22 protein-coding genes are annotated in these 21,398 nt (G+C 51.4%); 17 read left to right on the forward strand and 5 right to left on the reverse strand.

Annotated features, from left to right (window positions below; all coding sequences use genetic code 11):
• Positions 1-27 precede the first annotated feature (27 nt).
• The 5 genes from RHOLA_RS02555 (at position 28) to RHOLA_RS02575 (ending at position 4,503) form a co-directional block, all read left to right on the forward strand.
• Positions 28-351, forward strand: coding sequence for a DUF2469 family protein (locus tag RHOLA_RS02555; RefSeq protein ID WP_038502155.1), 324 nt, complete (start codon positions 28-30; stop codon positions 349-351).
• A gap of 63 nt (positions 352-414) precedes the next feature.
• The gene (locus RHOLA_RS02560) at positions 415-768 is read left to right on the forward strand and encodes a YraN family protein (RefSeq protein ID WP_038502156.1); all 354 of its coding nucleotides are present in this window, start codon (positions 415-417) and stop codon (positions 766-768) included.
• Complete coding sequence (locus RHOLA_RS02565; protein WP_227818794.1) at positions 768-2,372, forward strand: YifB family Mg chelatase-like AAA ATPase; 1,605 nt, start codon at positions 768-770, stop codon at positions 2,370-2,372. Before RHOLA_RS02560 ends, RHOLA_RS02565 begins: the two co-directional genes overlap by 1 nt.
• On the forward strand, positions 2,365-3,591 hold the full coding sequence (gene dprA, locus RHOLA_RS02570) for a DNA-processing protein DprA (protein ID WP_051636213.1): 1,227 nt from the start codon (positions 2,365-2,367) through the stop codon (positions 3,589-3,591). The genes RHOLA_RS02565 and dprA overlap by 8 nt, the downstream gene beginning before the upstream one ends.
• A gap of 3 nt (positions 3,592-3,594) precedes the next feature.
• Positions 3,595-4,503, forward strand: coding sequence for a tyrosine recombinase XerC (locus RHOLA_RS02575; protein ID WP_038502157.1), 909 nt, complete (start codon positions 3,595-3,597; stop codon positions 4,501-4,503).
• Here the strand turns inward: RHOLA_RS02575 and RHOLA_RS02580 are convergent.
• Entirely contained in the window at positions 4,493-5,020 is a 528-nt protein-coding gene (locus RHOLA_RS02580; protein WP_084321353.1) for a M23 family metallopeptidase, read from the reverse strand. The two genes, RHOLA_RS02575 and RHOLA_RS02580, sit on opposite strands and share 11 nt — an antisense overlap.
• A 281-nt stretch (positions 5,021-5,301) precedes the next feature.
• Here RHOLA_RS02580 and rpsB point away from each other — a divergent pair, with 281 nt between their 5' ends.
• From rpsB to RHOLA_RS02630, 10 genes are all read left to right on the forward strand, one after another.
• Positions 5,302-6,129, forward strand: coding sequence for a 30S ribosomal protein S2 (gene rpsB / locus RHOLA_RS02585; protein WP_038502158.1), 828 nt, complete (start codon positions 5,302-5,304; stop codon positions 6,127-6,129).
• 2 nt (positions 6,130-6,131) lie between these two features.
• Complete coding sequence (gene tsf / locus RHOLA_RS02590; RefSeq protein ID WP_038502160.1) at positions 6,132-6,959, forward strand: translation elongation factor Ts; 828 nt, start codon at positions 6,132-6,134, stop codon at positions 6,957-6,959.
• A 99-nt stretch (positions 6,960-7,058) separates the two neighbouring features.
• On the forward strand, positions 7,059-7,769 hold the full coding sequence (gene pyrH, locus RHOLA_RS02595; protein WP_038502161.1) for a UMP kinase: 711 nt from the start codon (positions 7,059-7,061) through the stop codon (positions 7,767-7,769).
• Between the two features lie 26 nt (positions 7,770-7,795).
• The gene (gene frr, locus RHOLA_RS02600; RefSeq protein WP_038502162.1) at positions 7,796-8,356 is read left to right on the forward strand and encodes a ribosome recycling factor; all 561 of its coding nucleotides are present in this window, start codon (positions 7,796-7,798) and stop codon (positions 8,354-8,356) included.
• Positions 8,357-9,208 (forward strand): phosphatidate cytidylyltransferase, encoded by an 852-nt coding sequence (locus RHOLA_RS02605; RefSeq protein ID WP_038502164.1) that lies wholly within the window; start codon positions 8,357-8,359, stop codon positions 9,206-9,208. It begins immediately after the preceding gene.
• Between the two features lie 9 nt (positions 9,209-9,217).
• Entirely contained in the window at positions 9,218-9,769 is a 552-nt protein-coding gene (locus tag RHOLA_RS02610) for a DivIVA domain-containing protein (RefSeq protein ID WP_051636215.1), read from the forward strand.
• A complete protein-coding gene (locus RHOLA_RS02615; RefSeq protein WP_051636216.1) occupies positions 9,753-10,415 on the forward strand; it encodes an HNH endonuclease family protein in 663 nt (220 codons plus the stop codon). Before RHOLA_RS02610 ends, RHOLA_RS02615 begins: the two co-directional genes overlap by 17 nt.
• Positions 10,416-10,654: 239 nt before the next feature.
• Positions 10,655-11,155, forward strand: coding sequence for a lytic transglycosylase domain-containing protein (locus tag RHOLA_RS07055; protein WP_227818795.1), 501 nt, complete (start codon positions 10,655-10,657; stop codon positions 11,153-11,155).
• Positions 11,155-11,454 (forward strand): hypothetical protein, encoded by a 300-nt coding sequence (locus RHOLA_RS02625; protein ID WP_038502165.1) that lies wholly within the window; start codon positions 11,155-11,157, stop codon positions 11,452-11,454. Before RHOLA_RS07055 ends, RHOLA_RS02625 begins: the two co-directional genes overlap by 1 nt.
• Positions 11,451-12,182: an alpha/beta hydrolase gene (locus RHOLA_RS02630; RefSeq protein ID WP_227818796.1), complete on the forward strand. Its 732-nt coding sequence runs from the start codon at positions 11,451-11,453 to the stop codon at positions 12,180-12,182. Before RHOLA_RS02625 ends, RHOLA_RS02630 begins: the two co-directional genes overlap by 4 nt.
• A 7-nt stretch (positions 12,183-12,189) precedes the next feature.
• Here RHOLA_RS02630 and RHOLA_RS02635 read toward each other — a convergent pair whose 3' ends face one another.
• Complete coding sequence (locus RHOLA_RS02635; protein WP_038502166.1) at positions 12,190-13,242, reverse strand: AI-2E family transporter; 1,053 nt, start codon at positions 13,240-13,242, stop codon at positions 12,190-12,192.
• A gap of 24 nt (positions 13,243-13,266) precedes the next feature.
• Positions 13,267-14,364, reverse strand: a complete 1,098-nt coding sequence (locus RHOLA_RS02640) for a DivIVA domain-containing protein (RefSeq protein WP_038502173.1) — start codon at positions 14,362-14,364, stop codon at positions 13,267-13,269.
• Between the two features lie 78 nt (positions 14,365-14,442).
• Between RHOLA_RS02640 and RHOLA_RS02645 the strand changes: the two genes are divergently transcribed.
• Both RHOLA_RS02645 and RHOLA_RS02650 read left to right on the forward strand, forming a co-directional pair.
• Positions 14,443-16,143, forward strand: coding sequence for a DUF8094 domain-containing protein (locus tag RHOLA_RS02645; protein ID WP_038502174.1), 1,701 nt, complete (start codon positions 14,443-14,445; stop codon positions 16,141-16,143).
• Complete coding sequence (locus tag RHOLA_RS02650) at positions 16,143-17,072, forward strand: tetratricopeptide repeat protein (protein WP_051636220.1); 930 nt, start codon at positions 16,143-16,145, stop codon at positions 17,070-17,072. The genes RHOLA_RS02645 and RHOLA_RS02650 overlap by 1 nt, the downstream gene beginning before the upstream one ends.
• 3 nt (positions 17,073-17,075) lie before the next feature.
• Here the strand turns inward: RHOLA_RS02650 and glgB are convergent, their stop codons facing one another.
• On the reverse strand, positions 17,076-19,286 hold the full coding sequence (glgB, locus tag RHOLA_RS02655) for a 1,4-alpha-glucan branching protein GlgB (protein WP_038502175.1): 2,211 nt from the start codon (positions 19,284-19,286) through the stop codon (positions 17,076-17,078).
• A gap of 2 nt (positions 19,287-19,288) precedes the next feature.
• Positions 19,289-21,325 carry an alpha-1,4-glucan--maltose-1-phosphate maltosyltransferase gene (locus RHOLA_RS02660; RefSeq protein ID WP_227818797.1) on the reverse strand — a complete coding sequence of 679 codons (2,037 nt, stop codon included), beginning with the start codon at positions 21,323-21,325 and terminating at the stop codon, positions 19,289-19,291.
• Positions 21,326-21,398: the final 73 nt, after the last annotated feature.

Genomic DNA, 21,398 nt, shown 5'->3' on the forward strand with positions numbered 1-21,398 from the left:
TCGGCCTAGGGGAATAGACTTTCAGCAATGGATGAGAACGAATTCGAGGACTACGACAGAGAGGCCGAACTGGCCCTTTATCGCGAGTATCGCGACGTCGTGGGAACCTTCAAATATGTAATTGAGACTGAGCGCCGTTTTTACTTGGCCAATGAGGTCGAGATGCAGCGGATTGATACGGTCAACGACTTTTATTTTGAACTGAACATGAAGGATGTTTGGGTTTGGGACATCTACCGCACCGATAGATTCGTGCAGAGCGTTCGAGTGTTGACCTTCAAGGATGTCAATGTTGAAGAGTTAACTGGGGCCAGCTTCAACCTGCCTAAGGAATTCGCAGTCGGCGAGTAGCTACTTCTCCACAGATTCAGCCAACGCATCGAAGATTGGCAACAGTCATTAGATGCTATCTGCATGGCGCAAAATCAAATTGTTGGAAAATACGGTGAAGACCTTGCTGAGCAGTACCTTCGTGATCGCGGCTACCAAATTGTTGACCGAAACTGGCGTTGTGCTTCAGGTGAGATTGATTTAGTAGCCAGTCATCATGGGCGATACATATTTGTAGAGGTCAAAACTAGAAATGGATCAGGATTTGGCCACCCGTTCGAGGCAATTACGGCGCAAAAAGTTGCAAGGATGCGAAGGTTGGTATCGCAGTGGTGTCTCGCAAATCAAAAATCCGGCGTCGACGTGCGACTTGATGCAATTGCTGTTCTTATCAGTGGCGGACGAGTAGCCGTTGAGCACCTCAAGCAGGTTTTTTGATGCCCGGCAAAAAAATGTTGGCCAAGGCCTATGCCATCAGTTTGATGGGCCTGGCCGGAACTGTTGTAGAGGTTGAGTCAGAGATTTCCAGCACACTGCCGGGATTCATCTTGGTTGGTCTTCCGGACGCCTCACTAAGTGAGGCAAAGGATCGGGTCAGGGCTGCGATTCAAAACTCCAGTTTGAAAATGCCAGATCGCAGGGTCACCGTCAATCTGTCTCCCGCGTCGGTGCGGAAACAGGGTTCTAGCTTTGACCTAGCAATTGCCGTGAGCGTGATGGCTGCGGCCGGGAGCCTTAGGGCCGACTCAGTTTCCCAGTGGATTCACATAGGTGAGCTTGGGTTGGATGGTTCGGTACGTCGAGTAGCGGGTATCCTTCCGGCGTTGCTGGTTGCGAAGGCTGCGGGAATTGAAAATGCAGTTGTGCCATCTTCCAACTTTGCCGAGGCGAGCCTGGTTGATGGCATGAACATAGTTCCGGTGGATCATTTTCTGCAGGTAGCGCAGATGCACGGTTCCATAGCTGTTGGTGATGTTGATGCAATTCCCAAAATGTTGCCTAGAACCCCTGAGCAAAGTGACGAATTGAAAGACCCAAATAATTTTGTGAATCTAGACATTGCGGATGTGCTTGGGCAGGAAGAAGCCATTGAAGCCCTGGTTGTGGCTGCAGCCGGGGGTCATCACCTGTTGATGGTTGGCCCACCGGGTGCGGGAAAAACCATGATGGCTGAGCGGCTGCCTAGTCTTTTGCCGGACCTGAAACTAGATCAGGCATTAGAGACAACCGCAGTGGTTTCTATTGCTGGCAATCGAAGAATTTCCGAAGGTTCGCTACTATTTCGTCCGCCGTTCGAGGCCCCGCATCACACAGCATCGGTTTCGTCGTTGGTAGGCGGCGGCCTTGGCATGCCAAGACCCGGTGTTATTTCTCTGGCAAATCATGGTGTCCTGTTTTTAGATGAAGCTCCCGAATTTCAAAAACCGGTACTGGAAGCTTTGCGGCAGCCACTTGAATCGGGTGAGGTGGTAATAAATCGTTCCGCCGGTACAGCAAAGTTTCCGGCTAGGTTCCAACTCGTCTTGGCGGCTAATCCTTGCCCCTGTGGGTACGCAATTGGATCAGGAAAATCCTGCCGTTGTTCCGAGCAGCAGCGACAAAAGTATCTTGCTAAATTGTCTGGCCCGCTATTAGATCGCGTAGATATTCGACTCCAAATTGAATCGGTTAGCCCAGCACAAATGGCAATTGCGCGAAACAAGGCCAGTGGTGCAACCACCGGGTCGCGACAACTGCGCGATTGCGTGGCGATTGCTCGCCAGCGCGCAGAAGCACGGCTTGCAGGCACACCGTGGCGAACTAACTCTCAGGTTCCTGGTTCGTACCTTCGTAAACACTTTCCTTTATCTACATCTGTCAGCGAAAGGCTAGAGAAGGCATTGGATCATGGCCGAATAAGTATGCGCGGCTACGATCGTTGCCTTCGAGTGGCTTGGTCAGTAGCCGATTTGGCGGGGCGTGATTTACCGAATGAGTTCGACATCGCAAAAGCAATTTTCCTTCGGGGCAGTGATGATCTGGCAGGAGTGAACAATGGCTGAATTAAGAATATCTGAGCAAGAGTTGCATGCTTTGCTTCCTAACGTTGTTGAAGATGAATTAGAGGATAAGTTTTCGCGAAGTGCCTGGAGCGTGATTTGTGAGCCGGGTGACGGATTTGCTGGTTTTTTGATTTCCATGATGGGAGCTTCGGCAGCTTTGGAAGCCGAGATTAATGGGCTCTCTAGTAAGCAACTTAAGCAGAATCTAATTTCGCTCGGCTTTGCTCCGGATAATTTAGATTCGTTTGGTGTCTTTGAGAAATTACATGCTGAGGCACGGGAGCGGTGGCGTCCAAGGTTGAATCTGGAACTAATTCGAACTGCACTATTCAAAATCACTAAAGTAGGTGGTTTTGTGATGACTCCGTCGGACCCGGACTGGCCGGAGCAATTAGGTGATTTAGAAAACCATGCTCCGTTTGCACTTTGGGTTAGGGGCAGTGGCGCGGCACTTCGCAAACTCGAACATTCAATTTCAATCGTTGGATCACGAGGCGCCACAAAATATGGTGAATTTGCAACTGACTCAATGGTGTCAGCACTGGTGCCAAAGGGGTTCTCAATAGTTTCCGGCGGAGCCTACGGAATCGATGGAATGGCTCATCGATCCACGCTTGCGCTAAAAGGCAACACCGTTGCGGTAATGGCTGGCGGGCTCGACCGGTTCTATCCAACGGGAAACAGCGATCTGCTGAGGCGAATCTCGCAGACCGGTGCGGTAATTAGCGAGGTTCCGCCCGGCACGGTACCTAGCAAATGGAGATTCTTACAAAGAAATAGATTAATTTCGGCTCTAGGGCAAAGTACCTTGGTGATTGAAGCCAACTGGCGATCAGGGGCACTAAACACAGTGTCGCATTCCGAACGATTAGAGCGACCGATTTACGCCGTGCCTGGCCCAATAACCTCACCCAAGTCGGCCGGCACGAATAAATTGATTGCCGAAGAACGCGCCAAATTGGTAGTTGACGGTGATGACCTACTTGAGCGATTGGGTGAGACGATTCGAATCACCAGCCAATCGGAACTTGACGGGCTGGGTGCAATCGAAAAACGAGTTTTTGACGCAATTGGTTTTGACGTCTTGGAAATCGCAGAGATTTGCAGTTCAGCAGGCCTCACTCGAGACGAAGCCAGATTTGGGCTTTCCAGTTTGGAATTAGATGGTTTGGTGCTGAGGCGTGCCAACACCTGGACCAAAAGCCAAACTAAAGTTTGATATGTGAGCACAAGTTTTGCAGAGGCGATTGTTGGGTTCGAAACGCACCTAGACGCCGGTCGCGGATACTCGGCAAACACTGTGAAGGCTTACCTAATCGATGTGCAAGACCTTGCCGCTTATCTTGAGAAACAGAAGCTTTCCAATCTTGAGGATCTTGAGTTGGAACATATCCGGGATTGGCTTTGGCAAGTCACCCAAAAGGGCGCCACAAAGGCAACCGTTGCAAGAAAGAGTGCGGCAGTCCGGTCTTTTACCGCATGGGCCCTAAAGAGTGGATTAACTAATTCTGACCCAGGCTTGCGACTGCGGTCTCCGAAGGCTAGCCGCACGCTACCTAAGGTGGTCTCGCGTGAGAGCCTTGCCTTGGTTTTTGATGTCCTTCAAGAAAAAGCCACCGCGGACAATCCGCAAGGGGTGCGGGATCTGCTTGCAGTTGAACTTCTTTACGCCAGCGGCGCGCGTGTGAGCGAACTAGTTGGATTAGATCTGGAAAGTATCGACTACAGCCGGAACATAATGCGTGTGATGGGCAAGGGGGCAAAGCAACGAATGATTCCTTTTGGCCAGCCTGCACGAGATGCTCTGGATACCTGGATTCGAATCTCTCGGCCAATGCTGGCGAATGAAAAGAGTGGCCGAGCTCTGATTCTCAATTCGCGCGGCCAAAGAATCGGTGTGCGTCAGATTTACAGTTTGGTTGCGAATATCTTGGAAGCTACGCCAACCGGTTCCGCAGGCCCCCACTCTCTGAGGCACAGCGCGGCTACTCACTTACTGGATGGCGGTGCGGACTTGAGGGCCGTTCAGGAATTGCTTGGCCACGCGAGCCTGGGAACAACCCAGATTTACACCCATGTTTCGATTGAGCGGCTTCGCGATGGTTACAAAAATGCCCACCCTAGGGCCTAGGCAGTAGCCTGCTTGGGTTGAGGCCTCCGATAAAAATCAGCGGCGAGAGATAAGCCCCAGCACTTCTAAGTGAAAAATGCATACACTGAGCTCCCGGGCAGTGGTTCAAATAACTAACGCCGCCCTGGCAAACCTGTGCCACCGCTTGACCAGCAAAAACTCTCTTGCCGCGAGCAAGATCCGTGCAGACCGGCTCAAATTCCGTCAGGTAGCCACCATCGTGCAACAGGGATAACAAGGGCCGATTTGCCACTCGGCCAGAAAACCAAACCTGCCCGTCCGCGGGCGCCAGTACTGCTTGCCCATCTGAGACCAGATAGTCAACCCCACGATGGCCGGCTGAGTAGTCGCTATTGGGCTGACGATACTGATTTACCAAGCGGATCGGTGCTTCAAGTGGGGGATTCCAGATGCCGACCGGTAGCTGATTTGCCGCCAGAGCTGAGGCCTGGACCCAGACAATCAACCCGATAGCCATCAGGCTGATTAGGGTCGTACTTCGCCGTAAATTTCGCATGGCATTAGGTTGATGTATTGCATTCGGGGCCAGTTAAACATTGGAAAAACGGTGGATAACCCCGATATCCCGCTGCTAGACTGTCAGATAGCGGCAAGCTCGCGAAATCCCCAATTCTGAGGCCTTCAAAAGCATGCCGACTTCGCGTGTCGAATCAGATTTACCTTTCACTCAGTCCAAAGCAATTTGGCGAAAGGGATCCGGCACTAGGTGTGTCAATCAACCGATTGAAACAGTAAAACTGAGTGGCGCCTTCGCGCGCCAAAAAGGAGACACTGCTCATGGCAGTAGTAACAATCCGCCAGCTGCTTGACAGCGGCGTGCACTTCGGGCACCAGACCCGTCGTTGGAACCCAAAGATGCGTCGTTTCATTCTGACCGACCGTTCAGGCATCTACATCATTGACCTTCAGCAGTCACTTGCTTTGATCGACAAAGCGTATGACTTCGTAAAGGAGACTGTTGCTCACGGCGGCAGCATCCTTTTTGTTGGTACCAAGAAGCAGGCTCAGGAGTCAATCGCGACTGAAGCACTTCGAGTAGGTCAGCCATACATTAACCAGCGCTGGTTGGGTGGTCTATTGACCAACTTCCAGACAATCCAGAAGCGTCTTTCACGCCTAAAGGAACTAGAAGTTATGGATTTCACCGGTAAGACCAAGACTGGTCTAACCAAGAAGGAACTTCTTATTCTTCGCCGTGAAAAAGACAAGCTAGAGAAGGCACTGGGCGGTATCCGCAACATCACCAAGACTCCATCAGCGATCTGGGTTGTAGACACCAACAAGGAGCACCTAGCAATTACCGAAGCTAAGAAGCTTGGTATTCCCGTAATCGGTATCTTGGACACCAACTGTGACCCAGATGAAGTAACTATCGGTATTCCTGGAAACGACGACGCTATTCGTTCAGTTCAGCTGCTAACCCGCGTTATCGCAGATGCAGTTGCTGAAGGTCTGATTGCACGTCACTCCAAGCCAGAAGCGGCAGCTGAGCCTCTAGCTGAGTGGGAGCGCGAGCTTCTCGAGCAGGGCAGTGCTACTGGTGAAACCAGTGCAGCAGCGGAAACCGCACCAGCAGCAGAGGCTGCAGTAGAGGAAGCAAAGTAAACATGGCAAACTACACAGCTCAAGATGTAAAGGCCCTGCGCGAGCGCAGCGGCGCTGGAATGATGGACTGCAAGTCAGCCCTTGATGAGGCTGATGGCAACCTAGACAAGGCGATGGAAGTTCTTCGCCTAAAGGGACTAAAGGGTGTTACCAAGCGCGAAGGCCGCACAACCAGCAACGGTTTGATCGTGGCTCGCGTAAACGGTGGCACTGGTTACCTAATCGAACTTGCTTGTGAGACTGACTTCGTGGCTAAGGCTGCAAAGTTTATTGAGCTTGCTGACAAGGTTGCCGATGCAATCGCAGCAGCGGGCGCCACCACACTAGAGGCGGCTCTTGCAGCTGACCTAGGTGGCAAGAGCGTTCAGGATGCAATCAACGACGAAGCGGCAATCATGGGTGAAAAGGTTGAACTCCGCAAGGTTGGTTCACTAAAGGACGCAGCTGTTGACGCTTACATGCACCGCACCAGCAAGGACCTACCACCGCAGGTTGGTGTTTTGGTTGCTTACTCTGGTTCCGATGCAGAAACCGCTCACGACGTTGCTGTGCACATTGCAGCATTCTCACCAAGCGTTCTAAAGCGCGAAGATGTGGATGCAGACGTTGTTGCAACTGAGCGTCGAATTGCAGAAGAGACCGCGCGCAACGAAGGCAAGCCAGAGGCTGCGCTTTCAAAGATCGTTGAGGGTCGCGTGACCGGCTTCTTCAAAGAGAACGTGTTGCTGGAGCAGGACTTCGCGAAGGACACCAAGCAGACCGTGTCTAAGGTGCTTGAGAACGCAGGCGTGACAGTTTCAGGTTTCCTACGCTTCCGCGTGGGGGCCTAAGCTCAAATTTGAGAAAGGCTCGGCCGTTTTCGGCCGGGCCTTTTTTGCTGCCACGCCTAGGATAGAAGCAGTGTCCAGGGACTATTCAGGAGGATCCAAGTGCCACAAAAAAAGCGCCGTGTATTGCTAAAACTTTCGGGTGAAGCATTCGGTGGAGGCACCCTGGGTGTCAATCCTGACATCGTTGCCGAAATGGCGAAAGAAATTGCCGAGGGCGCAAAACACGCAGAGGTCGCTATCGTTGTGGGCGGCGGAAACTTCTTTAGAGGTGCCGAACTCTCACAGCGCGGCATGGAGCGATCACGCGCCGACTACATGGGTATGTTGGGCACCGTTATGAATGCGCTAGCCCTTCAAGACTTTTTGGAGCAAGCAGGTGTTGACGTTCGTGTGCAGTCAGCAATCACTATGTCGCAGGTAACGGAGACCTACATTCCTTTGCGCGCGATTCGTCACCTTGAAAAGGGACGTGTCGTAATTTTTGGAGCCGGTGCCGGTTTGCCTTATTTCTCAACCGATACAGTCTCGGCCCAGCGTGCTCTGGAAATAAAAGCCGACGAGGTCCTTGTTGCGAAAAACGGGGTAGATGGTGTTTACACCGCAGATCCTAAGAAAGATCCAACAGCGACGAAGTTGGAAACAATAACTTATCAGGATGCACTGATTCAAGGCCTAAAAGTGGTGGACTCAACAGCTTTCAGCCTATGCATGGACAACAAGATGCCTATGCGCGTCTTTGGCATGCAGGGCAAGGGTAACATCACCGATGCCATAAAGGGAAAGAAAATCGGTACCTTCGTTACCGCCTAAATTTTTTAGCAAACAGGAGAACAAGAATGATTTCAGGAATTATTGCGACCGCTGAAGAGAAGATGGCAAAGGCAGTTGAGTCTGCTAAGGAAGATTTTGCAGGTGTCCGCACCGGCCGTGCTAATCCTCAGCTATTTCAGAAAGTCATGGTTGATTACTATGGCACCCCAACTCCGCTTGGACAGTTGGGTCAACTAGCAAACCCTGAAGCACGCACGATAGTGATTACCCCTTATGACAAAGGTGCGTTGAAGGCCATCGAGGCGGCATTGCGCGATATGCCGAATTTGGATGCAAACCCACAAAATGACGGAAACCTAATTCGGGTAACCTTGCCGGACCTCACCGAAGAACGTCGTAAAGAGTATGTAAAACTCGTCAAGGCCAAAGCAGAGGATCACCGAGTTGTGGTGCGCAATTTGCGTCGCAAGGGAAACGATGATTTGGCTGCTCTGAAAAAAGATGGCGAGGCGGGCGATGACGACATTGCGCGCGCAGAAAAAGAGCTGGACGCCTTAACTAAGTCACACGTTGATGCAATTGACGAAGCGCTGAAGCGCAAAGAAGCAGAACTACTAGAGGTTTAATTGTCAACACCAGTAACCGGCGGGCGCAGTCTTTCTAAGTCTGTTGCCGTTGGGATTCTGCTCGGAGTAGTTTTTCTGCTGTCGGTTCTTATTTATAAAGAATTGTTTATGGTTTTGGCCGCAGCCGCAGCTGGTGCTGGCGCGTGGGAACTTTCCTCGGCATTGAGGCTCAAGGGCTGGTACGTACCAAGAGTGCCTGCGGTGGTTGGCTCGGTGCTAATCATGCCTGCAGCCTTTTATGGTGGAGCAGAATTACAGTGGCTCGTGTCGCTAAGCATCGTTGCAGCCTTGATTCTGTGGCGCACCGTGCATTTGCTTTGGGAAGCACGCGAAGCGCCAAGGCAGGCGATTGCGCACACATTGCGAGACTTTGCCGCCGCAGCCTTTGTGGTGATTTATCTACCTCTCATGACCAGCTTCACCATGTTGCTGTTGCGCAGACCGGATGGAGCGGAATGGATTATCACCTTCGTGGTGACCGTTTCTCTAATCGATACCGCCGGATACCTGGTGGGTAGAAAGTTAGGCCGCCACAAGCTAGCGCCCGGAGTTAGCCCAAAGAAAACCTGGGAGGGGCTAGTCGCATCAATTTCGGCCGGTGTAATTTCTGCCGTGGTATTCACTCAGATTTTCTGGGGCTTTGATTGGTGGCTTGGTCTAGTTCTCGCCGCAGTGCTATTACTAGCAGCTGTGTTCGGCGATCTAGCTGAGTCTCTGATTAAGCGAGACCTTGGCGTAAAAGACATGAGCAGCCTGCTGCCTGGCCATGGCGGCATCATGGATCGGCTAGATTCAATTTTGCCCTCGGCTTTGATCACCTACCTTTTCGCGCAAATCTTTCTGCCGCTTTAGACTTAGCCCGTGAGTTATTCCTTTCCGGCGGCTGCCCCAAATCAGCCTGGCTATGACAAAAATCAAGTCGACAGCTTTATTAATCACGCAAGGGCTCAGTATTCTGATCCGTCCCTAGAGGTAGTCACTTCAAATCAGCTGAGAAATACCGAATTTGATTTAGTTCACGGCGGATATGACATAACCTCTGTTGACACTGCGATGGATCGTCTTGAGGACGCATTTTCAGCAAGAGAAATTCAGCGACAGAAACAACAGCGTGGTGATGGAGCTGTACAAGACCGGCTTGAGCGTGTCAAAGAAATCGTGGTTGGTCGAATCTTGAGGCCGAAACGAAAGAGATTTTCAAACGTAGGGTATTTGCTTCGTGGTTACGATCGCAAGCAGGTTGATGCCCTATGTGAGCAAGTTTCAGCGCACTTGGCTTCAGGTACTCCACTGCAACTAAATACTGTGCGTAGGGCAATCTTTAAGGCTAAACGCGGCGGATATGTTGAGAGCCAGGTAGATGCCTTCATTGATCGGGTTGTCGAGATTTTGCAGATTGAGAAAAATCGCTAAGCACCGTCTAGTTGCACTTTCATTAATCTTTGCGAGTGCCAGCGCTAGCCTTGCCTTTATCGACACGGCTTTAGCGGCAACCGATACAACCGCCATTGCAGCGGTAGAAAAACTCCAGGTCAAGGGCAAGGCGCCCAAGACTGGTTACGAACGCAGCCTGTTCAGCGACGGCTGGGGAGACATAGGGTCTTGCGACGCCCGGAATTTTATTCTTCGACGTGATTTGAAGTCAGTCACTTTACGAGATTCCTGCAAGGTTGACACCGGAACTCTTAAGGATCCGTACACCGGCAAAATTATCAGATTCAAATATGGAGTGGGAACTTCTAGTTCTGTGCAGATTGACCACGTGGTTGCACTAAGTGATGCCTGGCAAAAGGGCGCGCAGCAACTTAGCGTCGCCAAGCGGTACGCGTTCTACAACGACCCGCTGAACCTGCTTGCCGTAGATGGACCAACCAACGCCATTAAAGGGGACAGCGATGCATCCGCCTGGCTACCGCCAAACAAGGGGTATCGGTGTCCGTACATCGCTCGGCAAGTTGCCGTCAAACTTAAATACAAGATTTGGGTGATTGAGGCGGAAAAAGCGGCCATGAAAAGGGTCCTGAGTGCTTGTCCGAGCCAAAAGTTGCCAATTCGCTAGCTATGGCGCATCAATCTAGCCCAAGGTAAACTGGAGTTTTGCGGGCGATTTCTAGCCCGATATGAAGGGCAGTTATGGGTAGATACGAGGCAGAAAGAACCACTCTTTCGCACCGGCTAGCCGGCGGCATCGACCAAGCCCTCGCTAAGACACCCTTTACCAGGCCCAAATTGCCGCGTCTGAAGCGCCATGCAACCAGGCCAATGTGGGGGTTTATTTTCTCCGTGGGATTCCTGTTGGTGAGTATCGTAGATCCATACTCCGGCACCATGGCAAGTGCAAGCACTATGCAGGTATATGACTACGAGGGTGGGTCCCCGGAGCAGACCTACGGCTATGCAAGTACCCAAAAAATCTCATACTCTCGAGGTGGATTTAACATCGTGACCGGTGATGATGCCGCGGCTATGTTTGTTGAGGCGGCCGGTGCCCCTGAATCCGGTACAGCAAAGGCCTATGCGCTGGAGTTGCTGATGTCAATGAAATACGGCGACGACCAGTATTCATGCCTGGTCAAGTTGTGGGAACGTGAGTCAAACTGGCGTCACACAGCTCGAAATAAATCTTCTGGCGCCTACGGTATTCCTCAGTCTCTTCCTGCTACAAAGATGGCTACCGAGGGGCCCGATTACCTTACCAACCCTGAGACTCAAATTCGCTGGGGTGTGAAATACATCAAGGGTCGCTACGGTTCGCCGTGCGGAGCCTTGGCTCACTCCGACAAACTTGGCTGGTACTAATGCCGCGAAACAATCGCGCAAAACGCACCAAGCGATCAGCAGAGCCTGAAGAACTTGATTTATCTTCACTGAGAATGGGAATTCGCAGGACGGAGATTAAGCGTGGGGTGGAGTACACGACTCAAACCAGCATCGGTGCGAATGCGGAAGAAGACAAATCGTGGATTTGTCCAAATTGCAATTTGCAAATTTCAAAGGGACTCAGTCACATTGTTGCCTGGGATTCGGTGCGCGGCGTTGAAACTCGCAGGCATTTTCACAACGCCTGTTGGAAATCCTTTCAAGGGCAACTGCTTTGAGCGCAGAAATCTCGATTAGGTCCAGTGTTGAGCTTCCGGTGCAGCGCGAGGCCATTGATTTGCATACTGCTGATGGACTGAAACTAGTTGGTGAACTGGCAACACCAATTGGAAAACCACCGGTTGCAACACTGATTACCCTGCATCCCTTGCCTACACATGGTGGTTTCATGGACTCGCATATTTTGCGCAAGGCCTCTAATCGATTGCCTGAGTTAGCCGAGATTGCCGTATTGCGATTCAACACCCGTGGCACGGAATCACCCCACGGAAAAAGCCAGGGAAGCTTTGGCGAAGGGGTAACTGAACAACACGACGTTGAAGCAGCTATTGAATTCGCAAAATCAAGAAACTTACCGAACCTATGGCTGGTGGGCTGGTCATTTGGAACCGAACTGGCTCTTAAGTACGGGCACGATAAAGATATCGTCGGCGCAATTTTGCTGTCACCTCCGCTTCACCGAGCAAATGATGATGATTTAGATCAGTGGGCGGGAAATCATCGAAATCTTATCGCGCTGGTTCCGGAGCATGACGACTACCTGCGACCTGACCAGGCCAGAGAGCGTTTCTCGAGAATCCCGCACATCGACATAGTTGGCGTTGATGGCGCCAAACACCTTTGGGTAGGCGAGAACGCAACCAAACGAGTTCTCGATGAAATTGTGCTGCGGGTGAATCCAAGTCGTTATCCGCTTCCGGATAGTTGGACTCCGGCTTCTGCCTAGAAAGTCGTTAGCGCTGTTCTTGGTACGGAACCAGCACTTGGCGAATGATCAGGATTATTGAAGCGGCAATCGGAATCGCCACCAAGGCGCCAAGAACACCTAGCAATGCGCCACCGGCAAGGGCGGCAACAACTACAACTGCCCCTGGAACCTCTACCGCTCGGCTCATGATTCTTGGGGTAATCACGTATGCCTCAATCTGCATGTAAATCACATAGACGACGGCAACTATCAGGGCGGTCGTCGGCGAGACGCTAAGGGCAACCAGCGAGGCGATGATTGCGGAAGTAACTGAACCCACCAAAGGAATTAGGGCTAGCAAAAAAGCAATAAATGAAATTACTAAAGCGTATGGAACGCCGGTAACCGTCAGCAGGATGAAAACCAGCAGCGATTGAATTACACCGATAGTCACTTGGCTCATAACGTATCGACCCACCGAGCTGGCTATTTGCTCTGCAATGTCTGAGAACTTATCGCGTTTTGATGCGGCTACCAAGTTGTAGAGCCAGTTCTTGAAACTTTTCATCGAAGCCATGAAGTACAGGCTCAGAATTATGACGATTAGGGCTCCAAAGAAACCGTTGAAGATTGATAATCCAACTTGAACAACACCACCAAGCATCTTTGGCCAGTTACTGGAGTCACCAAGGTAAGCTCCAGCATTGCTAAGAGCATCTGAAATTGCGCCACCCAGCTGAGAGTCAAGTTTCACAATGAAAGGAATTTGGTTTACGCCGGTCAAGAAAGCAGGTGCAGTTTTGATGAAATTTGCGGTTTGCGATGCCAGGGTAGGGAATACCGCGGCCACTAGAAATGAAATCACTCCAAGTAGTGAAACCATCACGATCAATATCGCGTATCGCCGGCGAATACCAAGACTCGAAATTTTCGTTACTACCGGCTCTAGTCCTAGAGCGATAAAGATTGATGCTGCAACATAGGTGATGATGTTTGCCAGGGTAGTGACCGCACCGCCAATCACAAGTGCAGTAAGCACGCCTAACCCACCCAGAAGACCTATCTGGAAGGAGTTTGAGATTTTTGTGTTCCCCTGCATGACTACCAACCTATCGGCTATTGGTTAAGCGTTACTGCTTATGTTGCTGGTTGTGCCCTGAAGTACGTTGCGCAAGTTTCGAAGGTAAACCTCCACGGATTCGCGCTCTGCCTTTATTCGATCTAGTTCTGCCTTGGCTTTGTTGATCTGCGCTTCTAGTTCTTGACTAGATTTGACAGCGACAGATCGTGCCTCGGCCTCGGCCGCCGCAATAATCGCATCCGCTTTCTTGCGAGCGGCATCAGTGGTCTGCTGATTGATGGAAATCGCCGCCGCTTCAAGAGTTTCAGCCTCGAGACGAGCAGCATTAGCGCGAGTCAGTGCTGAAGAAAGTTGGGCGTTGGCATCATCAAGGTAGCGCTGGGTTGCTGCCACAGCTTCTTGGTGCTTGCGTAGGTATTCTGCCTCTGCCTCTTGACGACGAGCGGTTAGTTCCAGTTCCAGATCAATGCGCGCTTGCTCAGTTAGCAGGGACGAGGCCATTTCAAAATCAAGATTGCGGGTATTGTCTCTGAATGCCAGCAGTTTGCGCTCGGCTAGGTCGCGCTCGACGGCTGCTTTTTGAGCTTCGATTTCACGCTTGGCGGTAGCCTTCATTCTCGCCACCTCGGTTGAGATTGCGCCTCGGATTGAACCGGCCTCACGTATCGACTCTTCTTTTAGGCGAGTAGCCTCTGAGCGTGCTTGAGAAAGCATGTCGTCATAGTCGCTTCTTGCCGCAATCAAGATTCGATCGGATCGGCGTTGAGCCTCGGCAACTAGGGAGTCGTAGTATCCCTTGGCCTCTCCTCGGAGGTTATCGATTTCCTCGTGGAGGGCCTTTTTTTGCCGTTCAATCTCCCTTTGGGCGTCTTGGATCAGGTTTTGCGCCTGGTCTTCGGCCGTGCTCAAGATAAGGGCTGCTCGAGCCCCTACTCCCGAATATGTGGGATCGGCGGTCTCGGCGAGGGTGGCTTTGGCTTCGTCTAGGGCTTTTGTGGCTTCCTTGAGCTCAAGAGCTAACTGGGAGTTCTGGGCCGATAGCTGCATTAACTCCTTGCGCAGGTCCAAAATGGCGTCATCAACCAAGCCGCGTTCGTAGCCACGCATGACTACGGGGAATTGGGTCTCTTCGCCAGACAAAAGTTGGGCTCCTAGGCACTTGGTTAGAATAGTAAGGGCAATCCTGCCCGTGCCAAGTTTACCCTGATTGGATGTAGCATGCGCTTTCTGATTGCAGCCGCGCTATTCGTGGTCTCGGTATTTACTCTGCTTTTTGGCCTTGCCGAGCGCACAATTTGGGCCCCTCCGGCAAACTTCACTGAATCCATCGAAATCAAGAGCTCAAAACCCCTGGCAATCGTTCCAGCGGAAACTCTGGCAAAGCACCCAGGAAACCCTTTTGTTCAAGCACGGGGATCAAAGCCTATTTTCATAGCCTCCGGCCGCGAATCTGACATTCGAGCATGGGTTGGAGTTTCAGAATACGAAACCATCCAATTCGCTGAAAAAGGCAAAAAACTTGAGAATGTTTCAAGTTTGGGGGCGAAAAACCTTGAGAACCCAATTGGATCCGATTTGTGGCGATCAGAAACTAAAGCCAACTCATTTGGCTCACTGCAAATCTCTCGCTCTGAAGAAGGTGCAGCCCTAATCGCGAGCGACGGCGTGAAGCCCCTTCCGAGCGAAATTGCAATCGTTTGGCCAATTGCCCACGATTTGACTCGATCAAATGTCTTATTGATTGCAGGCTCCGTTTTATTGGCCGCTGCTTTTGTGATGAATTATTTGGCATACAGGCACATGCGGAAGTCGCGCGGCCCTAGGCGTCGCACCCCAACGCCGCCAAAACCGCCGCGTTACAAGGTAAAGCGCAACAAGGCTAATGCTCCTGTGCGGGGTCGCAGATCGGCTAGACGCGCATTTATCTCAATTCCGTTGGCTATTTCTTTGCTTTCCTTCGGTGCGGGCTGTTCTAGCCCTACTCAAGTCGCACCTAGCCCTTCACCCTCTATAAGCGCAATCGACGTTCCACCCGTGGCCTTGAACGACGATCAGGTTGACAAGATTCTTTTGGATGTCGAAAAGATTGCCGCGGATGCAGACTTGGTGAACGACAAGAAAATTTTGGTTTCAAGGTTTGCAGGCCCCGCCCTCGCACAGCGTTCAGCCAACTATATTTTGCGAACTAGATCAGCAAGCGTTGCGAAATTGCCGAAGATCGTGTCAAAACCAATCACCTTCAGTCTTCCTGCTGCCACCGATACATGGCCGCGCAGTCTGATGGTTGTGACCGATGAGGCCGGTGACGAAGCGTTGCCTCAAATTCTGGTATTTGAGCAGGCCACACCGCGAAGCAAATACATGCTTTGGTACAACATTCGCCTAATGCCCGGGGCCAAGATTCCAGAGGTACCGGCGAGCGAGAATGGTGCAATCCCAGTAGACATCAAATCTCTCTTTTTGAAATTAGCTCCGGAGGACATTGCGTCAGCCTATGGTGACGTTCTGAACAGAGGGGCATCGAGTCTCAGTTACGGATTATTTGACCTCGCCAAAGACGAGTTCTTCAAGCAGGTTTCGGAAAGTCAAAAAAGCCAGGTGGCAAATTTGAAGACTGGAACTATAAAGTTCACGCACACGCTGGGCAACAAAAACGTAATTTCTCTTTCAACCACGAAAGCGGGGGCATTGGTAGCTGTGTACATGACTGACACTTACATCATCAAGCCCAAGAAGCGCGGCTCTGCAGTTGCAGTTTCTGGACAGGAGAAGGTTCTGTTAGGCGCTGACGGTTCGACTCGTGGTGTGCGAAGCGTCTACGGAGATATGATGTTGTTCTACGTTCCTGCGCTGAGTGACACCGCTGGAATTCGACTGTTGGGTGTGACTCAGGGTCTAGTCAGCGTAAGGAGCCTATAGTGCCTGACTTCATGTCAAGAGCAAGCCTGGCAGGCGCGGTTGATCTATCAGGCCTTAAGAAGGCAGATCCAATTGCTAAGTCAGCAACCGCCAATCCGGCTGCACCAGTTTCTGCAATCAAGGTTCCTGACGTCACTGCGCAGGGCACCGAGGCAAATCTAAAAAACTTCGTGACCATTTCTGGCACGGTTCCAGTGCTGATCGATTTTTTTGCCGCCGACCTTGAGTCGAGCCAGCAGCTCAGCGAGAAGCTCCTTGCCTTGGTAAGAAAACTTGGCGGCAAAATGTTTTTGCTACGAGTGGACACCCAGGCGTCGCTCAGTGTTGCGCAGGCGTTTGGCGTGAAAGAAGTGCCGAGCGTGGTTGCCTTAATTAAGGGGCAGCCGATTCCGCTTTTTGAAGGCGATCAAACCGCGGACACAATTCAAACCGTGCTGACCAGGTTGCTTCAGGTGGCTGAGGAAAACGGCGTAAATGGCTTGCTTGAAGTGTCTACCGAATTCACCGAAGAGCAAGTTCAAGAGTTACCGCCGAAGCACAAAGCCGCCTACGACGCAATTGATGCCGGTGATTATGAGTCCGCCATTGCTCACTATGAATCGGCTTTGAACGAGAATCCTGCTGATGCGATGGCTGTTGCAGGATTGGCTCAATCGAAATTGTTGCTTCGCACCAAGGGGATTGACTTTGAGGCAGTGCTGGCTAGCTCCCCAACTGACTTTGATGCAACCGTTCTAAAAGCCGATGCCTGCGTTGCCGTTGGGCACCCAGCCGAGGGATACCAGACCATCCTCACTCGCTTCGCTGTCGCAGATAAAGATGAGCGTGAAAAACTACGAAAGCACTTGCTTGAGCTTTTTGCTGTTTCTCCGCCGGATGCCCCTGAGTTAGCGGCAGCACGCCGGTCATTAGCAGCCTTGTTGTACTAGGGGTTAGATTGCTGGCTTGAACCAGACAGCACCAAGCGGCGGAACAGAAATCACCGCTGAATGAGGTTGACCGTGGCTACCTGCATCATTGGCTTTGATTGCCCCAAAGTTTCCCACGCCGGAGCCACCAAACTCAATGGCATCGGTGTTTAGGATTTCAGTCCAGGTGCCACTCTTAGGCAAGCCAAGCCTAAAGTTGTGGTGCGGGTGGCCAGCGAAGTTAATCACTACTGCGATTGGGTTATCGTTTTCATCGAAACGCAGGAAACTCAGCACGTTATCATCTGCGTTGCCGCCATCGATCCAAACGAATCCGCGGTGTTCGTGATCGAGTTGCCACATTGATGCATTTTCAACGTAAAGCTTGTTGAGCATCGAAACTAAAGATTGCAAACCACGGTGACTTGGTTGATCAAGAATCCACCACTCGAGACCACGTTCCTGAGACCACTCCGATTGCTGGCCGAACTCGGAGCCCATAAATAAAAGCTGCTTGCCGGGATGAGACCACATGAATGCCAAGTAGGCACGAACGTTGGCTAATTGTTGCCAACGGTCACCAGGCATCTTGGCCAGAAGTGAACCCTTGCCATGCACAACCTCATCGTGACTTATCGGGAGAATGAATTTTTCGTCGTAGGCATAAAGCATCGAAAAGGTCAGCTCGCCATGATGGTACTTGCGATATGCAGGATCCTTCTCGATGTATTGCAGGGTGTCATTCATCCAACCCATGTTCCATTTGAAGCCGAATCCCAGGCCACCGCCATCGGTTGGTGCGCTCACGCCACCCCAGCTGGTTGATTCCTCGGCGATCATCATGATTCCGGGGTTACGTCTGTAGGCGGTGGCGTTAACCTCTTGCATGAACGCGATTGCATCAAGGTTCTCGCGGCCCCCGTATTGGTTTGGAAGCCAGTCATCACCCTCGCGAGAGTAATCCAGATAGAGCATCGACGCGACCGCATCAACTCGCAAGGCGTCGACATGGAATTCTTCGAGCCAGTAGAGGGCATTGGCCACCAAAAAATTCTTGACTTCGTTGCGACCAAAATCAAAAATGTAGGTTCCCCAGTCTGGGTGCTCACCGCGTCTTGGATCGACGTGTTCGTATAGTGCTTGTCCATCAAAGCGACCAAGCGCCCACTCATCCTTAGGGAAGTGGGCGGGTACCCAGTCAATGATCACACCGATGTTCTCTTCGTGAAGTCTGTCAATCAAAAACTTAAGGTCATCCATGCTGCCGAATCGCGAAGTCGGAGCGTAGTAGCCGGTGACCTGGTAGCCCCAGGATGGGGCGTAGGGATGCTCGGCCAGCGGCATGAATTCAACGTGGGTAAATCCCATTTCTTTTACATATGGGATCAGCTGATCGGCAAGTGTGCGATAGTCAAGACCAAGGCGCCATGAACCAGCATGAAGTTCGTAAATAGACATCGGTGACTTGAGCGCATCACGTTTACTTCTGGCCGCTATCCAATCTGCATCTTTCCACTGGTAAGTGGATTCGGCCACCACTGAGGCCGTTGCAGGTGGTAATTCTGTTGCCCGGGCTAGCGGGTCAATCTTGGTGATCCAGTTTCCCGATTTTGTGAGAATCTCGTACTTGTATTTAGTTCCTGCTCCGATTCCAGGAATGAAGATTTCCCAAACGCCCGAGGCACCCATAACTCGCATTGCGTGTGAGACACCATTCCAGTGGTTGAAATCGCCCACGACCCGCACCGCTTGGGCGTTTGGGGCCCAAACTGCAAACTTGGTTCCAGTGCTTGAACTGGATGCGCCTTGGATGGTTGTGACATGAGAGCCCAATGCCAGCCAAAGTTCTTCGTGGCGGCCCTCACTAATCAGGTGAAGGTCCAGCTCACCGATTGTTGGCAGGTGACGGTAGGGATCGTCAACGCGCCATTCAATCTCATCACCATCGCCCTCGTATTTTGCACTTATTCGGTAGTCCGGAAGCTTCTTAGAGGTTACAAAACCTTGCCAGATTCCATGACTTAGGTGCTCAAGTTGAATTGGTTCGTTGTCATCAATAACAACCGAAACGCTCTTTGCCAGCGGCTTGAGAGTGCGCACTACCCAGCCTTTTTCAAACGGATGGATACCCAGCAGAGAGTGCGGGTCATGGTGTGATCCATTTGCCACCCGGGCAATAAAGTCTTCGGAAATGTTTGGAAGAGTAATAGAAGACTTCTTTCTTAGGATTGCCATAATTATGCCGACTTTACGGTGCTGCCAATTTCAAAAACGTGTACCGGCTCTTTGAAGGCGTCTAGCCGAACGAAATTATCGGTCGTCCAAATATAGGACTCGTTGGTGATGAGATCTTTCACTTCAAAACTCGAGCCTTCGCTAATTCCCAGTTTGGCAAGGTCAAGATGCACGGTGGTTTGACGTACTGCGTGCGGATCCACGTTGGCAACCACAAGAATGGCGTCAGCTTTTCCGGTTGGGCTGTGCTCGGCCGCCAAATACTTTGAGAAAGCCAGAATGGCAGAGTCGTCAGTGTGGTGAAATTCTATGTTTCTCAGCTGTCGAACGGCAGGGTGCGCACCTCTAATTTGATTCAACCTGGCAATGTATCCAGAGATAGTTCTTCCGCTTGCTTCAGCGGCATTCCAATCCCTGGGTCGATACTCGTATTTTTCGCTGTCGATGTGCTCTTCAGCACCAGGTCTGGCAACCGACTCACATAGTTCGTAACCGGCATACATGCCCCAGCTAGGTGAAGCTAGGGCCGCAATTGCAGCACGGATTTTGTGTGCTGCCGGCCCACCAAATTGCAGATATTCGGTGAGAATATCTGGGGTCGTCACCCATAGGTTAGGTCTAAAAAACGCTGCGCTCTCGTGGGCAAGTTCCTTTAGATAAGACTCAAGCTCCCACTTCGTGTTTCTCCACGTGAAGTAGGTATAGGACTGCTGAAAACCAGCCTTGCCAAGGGCGTGCATCATCGCTGGTCGAGTGAAGGCCTCTGCAAGAAATACAACGTCCGGATGCTCTTGATTGACCTGTTGAATTAGCCACTCCCAAAAGGCAACCGGCTTGGTGTGGGGGTTATCAACTCGGAAAATTTTTACACCCATGGAGATCCAGTGATTCACAACCCGCAGAACTTCAAAATAAATACCCTGAGGATCATTGTCAAAATTTATGGGGTATATGTCTTGATATTTTTTTGGCGGATTCTCTGCGTAGGCAATGGTTCCATCTGCGCGCGTGGTGAACCACTCGGGGTTGCTTTTTACCCATGGGTGGTCTGGGGAAGCCTGAAGCGCAAGATCAAGGGCAATCTCTATACCAAGACCATTTGCTGTCTTAACAAACGCCTTGAAATCTTGCTCGCTGCCAAGATCAGGGTGAATTGTGTCGTGCCCGCCATGCGCGGACCCAATCGCCCAAGGGGAACCAGGATCTTGAGGTCCCGCGTTTAGCGTATTGTTTGGGCCCTTACGAAAGGCAACACCGATTGGATGAATCGGTGGCAGGTACAGAACGTTGAAACCCATGGCCGCCACGGCCGGCAAACGCTTTGCTGCGGTTACGAAATTCCCGGAGGCCCAGGTTTTCGTCTTGGCATCAAAAACGGCACCTTCGCTTCGGGGGAAGAATTCATACCAGGCTCCCACGCCAGATCGTTCGCGCTCAGATTTGAGTGTGAAACTTTCGCTAAGGGTCGTGAGGCTTCGAAGTGGTTCAAATTCCATAGTCTGCAGGATGTCATCGGACTCAACCGCAACTAGTTTTGCCTTTGGGGTTATCTTTGGATCTTGCAAAATTGACAGCGCAAGTTCACAAATTTTGCTGCTGTTTTTTGATCGGTCTTTTTCGGCAAGGGCGCGCTTGAATACAGCGACACCCTCCATCATCATCAATTCTTCATCGGAACCTACGGCAATTTTAATTGTGGCGTTGTGGTGCCAAGTGTCGAAGTCATCGGCGAAGGCTCTGATTTGAAAAGAATAGTTTCCCTCTTCCCGAATTAGTACCTTGGTGTGCCAAAGATCCGAGCCCAGACTGCCCGGTTTCATTCGATGCACAGTTGTTTTGCCGGTCGGAGAGTTCAAGAGCAGTTCAACACCAAGCGAATCGTGGCCCTCTCGAAAGACACTCGCGCTAAACGGAATTACTTCGCCAATAAATGCCTTGGCGGCCCAGCGACCGGATTCAACGCTGGGGGAGACATTCAGAATGGGGAGTCGCCCGAACGGCCGATCGTTCTGGTAGCTGATTTCACTGCTTTTGCTCACCCTTCATAACTTACTGATGTTTTTAGGGTCGTTCGGCCCAGACTCAAATGCTTTACCGACTTGTTAGATTGGC

It is taken from the genome of Rhodoluna lacicola (assembly GCF_000699505.1).
Taxonomy (GTDB): domain Bacteria; phylum Actinomycetota; class Actinomycetes; order Actinomycetales; family Microbacteriaceae; genus Rhodoluna; species Rhodoluna lacicola.

Excerpts from the sequence above, each read along its gene's own strand:
- RHOLA_RS02635 (WP_038502166.1), bottom strand. The coding sequence starts at position 13,242 with ATGCAGGGGAACACAAAAATCTCAAACTCCTTCCAGATAGGTCTTCTG.
- rpsB (WP_038502158.1), top strand. The coding sequence starts at position 5,302 with ATGGCAGTAGTAACAATCCGCCAGCTGCTTGACAGCGGCGTGCACTTC.
- RHOLA_RS02645 (WP_038502174.1), top strand. The coding sequence starts at position 14,443 with ATGCGCTTTCTGATTGCAGCCGCGCTATTCGTGGTCTCGGTATTTACT.
- glgB (WP_038502175.1), bottom strand. The coding sequence starts at position 19,286 with ATGGCAATCCTAAGAAAGAAGTCTTCTATTACTCTTCCAAACATTTCC.
- RHOLA_RS02580 (WP_084321353.1), bottom strand. The coding sequence starts at position 5,020 with ATGCGAAATTTACGGCGAAGTACGACCCTAATCAGCCTGATGGCTATC.
- dprA (WP_051636213.1), top strand. The coding sequence starts at position 2,365 with ATGGCTGAATTAAGAATATCTGAGCAAGAGTTGCATGCTTTGCTTCCT.
- RHOLA_RS02565 (WP_227818794.1), top strand. The coding sequence starts at position 768 with ATGCCCGGCAAAAAAATGTTGGCCAAGGCCTATGCCATCAGTTTGATG.
- tsf (WP_038502160.1), top strand. The coding sequence starts at position 6,132 with ATGGCAAACTACACAGCTCAAGATGTAAAGGCCCTGCGCGAGCGCAGC.
- RHOLA_RS02560 (WP_038502156.1), top strand. The coding sequence starts at position 415 with ATGGCGCAAAATCAAATTGTTGGAAAATACGGTGAAGACCTTGCTGAG.
- frr (WP_038502162.1), top strand. The coding sequence starts at position 7,796 with ATGATTTCAGGAATTATTGCGACCGCTGAAGAGAAGATGGCAAAGGCA.
- RHOLA_RS02625 (WP_038502165.1), top strand. The coding sequence starts at position 11,155 with ATGCCGCGAAACAATCGCGCAAAACGCACCAAGCGATCAGCAGAGCCT.
- RHOLA_RS02555 (WP_038502155.1), top strand. The coding sequence starts at position 28 with ATGGATGAGAACGAATTCGAGGACTACGACAGAGAGGCCGAACTGGCC.